This window comes from Pantoea sp. WMus005 (genome assembly GCF_013415305.1).
Classification (GTDB): Bacteria; Pseudomonadota; Gammaproteobacteria; order Enterobacterales; family Enterobacteriaceae; genus Pantoea; species Pantoea rara.
Window position 1 is genome coordinate 1 of the sequence record NZ_JACBXU010000036.1, and the last position, 252, is coordinate 252.

Genomic DNA, 252 nt, shown 5'->3' on the forward strand with positions numbered 1-252 from the left:
AACCGAGATTCCCCCAGTAGCGGCGAGCGAACGGGGAGCAGCCCAGAGCCTGAATCAGCATGTGTGTTAGTGGAAGCGTCTGGAAAGTCGCAGGGTACAGGGTGATACTCCCGTACACAAAAGCACATATGCTGTGAGCTCGATGAGTAAGGCGGGACACGTGGTATCCTGTCTGAATATGGGGGGACCATCCTCCAAGGCTAAATACTCCTGACTGACCGATAGTGAACCAGTACCGTGAGGGAAAGGCGA

Annotated in this window: 1 rRNA gene; it reads left to right on the plus strand. The window is 54.8% G+C overall.

Annotation, left to right across the window (positions count from 1 at the left end):
• Positions 1 to 252: ribosomal RNA gene (locus tag HZZ01_RS21225) — 23S ribosomal RNA — on the plus strand; the annotation flags it as partial.